The sequence below is a fragment of the Kitasatospora sp. NPDC049285 genome (genome assembly GCF_040678815.1).
GTDB lineage: Bacteria > Actinomycetota > Actinomycetes > Streptomycetales > Streptomycetaceae > Kitasatospora.
In genome coordinates, this window is the sequence record NZ_JBFAQR010000141.1 from 1 (window position 1) to 2,073 (window position 2,073).

At 69.9% G+C, this 2,073-nt stretch carries 1 protein-coding gene; it reads right to left on the reverse strand.

Annotated features, from left to right (window positions below; all coding sequences use genetic code 11):
- Positions 1-2,073 (reverse strand): hypothetical protein (locus tag AB0K51_RS34770; protein ID WP_363462288.1); only part of this gene is annotated, 2,073 nt, incomplete at both ends.

Consider the following 2,073-nt stretch of genomic DNA (forward strand, 5'->3'; position numbering starts at 1 on the left):
GTCCAGCGCCTCACGGAACTGCACCTGCGACGACGCCGACAACGACCGATCCGTCACCCACACACCCGACGGAACGTCCCGAGAACGCACCACCGACGACACCGGAGCCACCGCCGACGGGAACTCCACCGAAATCATCGCCGACCGCTGCCGCTCCTCCGGCGTACCTCCCGGGGTGATCTCGGCGGGCAACTCGCCCCGCCCCACCGACTCCACCCGGATCAACGAATCCAGGTCCAGCTCCACCTTCGCGTCGGCCAGCTTCGCACCGATCTCGTCCACCAACAGCGCCCGCACCGACTTCGCCCGCTTCAACCCGGTCCACGCCGCCGTGAAACGCCCGTTGCCCCGCCCCGTCACCGTGACCACCGGCAGCTCCAGACCGGCGAGATGACGACGAATCAACTCCGGCGCGATCCGCTGACCCACCACCCGAACGGCCTCCGCCTCGCCAGCACTCAGCGACGTCACCTTGTGATCGAACGCCGCCACATACGAATCCATGGTCATCCCGCCGTTGCCCAACGCTTCCGGCGACAACTCGTTCGGATGGAAGGTCAAGAACTCGCCATACGCACCCGTCTCGGGGCGCACGTCGACACGGAGCTCCGGAGCGACAATCGCCTTGTTTGCTGGCGGCCTGCCGCCGAGCAGTCCAGTGATGGAGTTCGGGGCGTGAACCACCATCCCCGTCGCGTCCGCCACTTCCTGCGCCAGGGCGGCCGACTGGCAGGCCACCAGGGTGATCGACGGGACCTCGCCCTGCTGCTCCGCTCGGTTCAGCAGCGCGGCGATGCTTGGACGGCGGCGTAGAAGTCGCCCCAACTCCGTCCCGGAAACGGTGTCCGTGAAGTTGTCCACCGACTTCAGTGCGACGGCAGTCCTGGCGGCGTGCGCGATGAAGAAGTACGTGTGCTCACCCCACGGGACCGGACGGCGCACCGCCACCGGCCCCCTACTGTCTGCTACATAGGCTCGATCGCCGAGCGCGACAGCGTAGCTGAATTCGCGGGAGGCCCAGGAGGCGTCATCGTGGCTGCTCCGTCCGTGGATCGGGATGCCTTGCGCATCGATGATCGGACGCATCAGCACCATCCGGTCCGGCACAACGTCGCCGTCCAGCGTGGTCACGCTTCCGGACTGCCGCGGGCCCGGGTCGACCCCGCCCCTGGACGGAGGGTCGATCCGCACGATCTGCCCGCGCGGACCGGGCTTGTCGCCGCCCACCGTCGCGGGCGCCTCCAGCGCGAACGACCAGCCGCCGTGCTCGGCAGTGTCCATTGCGATGCGGTTCGTCGGGGCGTACACCACCCGGTCCGTCACCGCCGCGATCCTCCGCACCAGCTCCAGGTCCGACCGCGCCGCGTTGGTCGCCGCCAGGAACACCGGCACATCCGGAGGCAGGGCCTTGAGCTGCGGGTCCGCCGCGACCAGTTCTGCGAACTGATCGAACGTCAACTCGTGGTCGCCGCCGTGCTCGGCGGCCACCCGCACCCCGTCCGAGCGCTTGAACGTCATCACGACGTACGGCGCGCTCCCACCGCGCCACGGCACCGGCATCCGGCCCAGCTCCTGCACCACGCGGTCGGGGTCGGCGGCGTCCATCATGACGTGTCGGTAGGTCGGCAGATCGGCCTTGAAGCCCACCAGCTCCGACGGTCCCCCGACCGGCTCGAATGCGTCGAACTCCCGCGTCGCGAGGTAGGCGCGTCCCGTCACCGCGCTTCCCGGGCCCTCGCTCAGCGGCCGGCTCTCCACCCGCACATCCGACCCCGGCACCACGGACAGGTCACGACCCTGACGACCCGCCCCCGCGCTGAACGGCACCGGGTCGCCGAACTTCGCCGCCCCCTCCAACGGGGTCAACCCGGCCGCGGTGTCGGCGGACTCGAAGCCCTCCGGCAGGTCACCCTCGATGGTCCCGTCGGCCGTCAACCGGTAGCCGGCGACGTCATCCTGCACCGCCGTGTGCCGCGAATCGCCACTGTCCGTGAACCTGCGCCACTTCGAGTCCCCACCCACCACGACCACCGGCTTGCCATCGGCCCGCAGCCCCACCTGCTCCGCAACCAC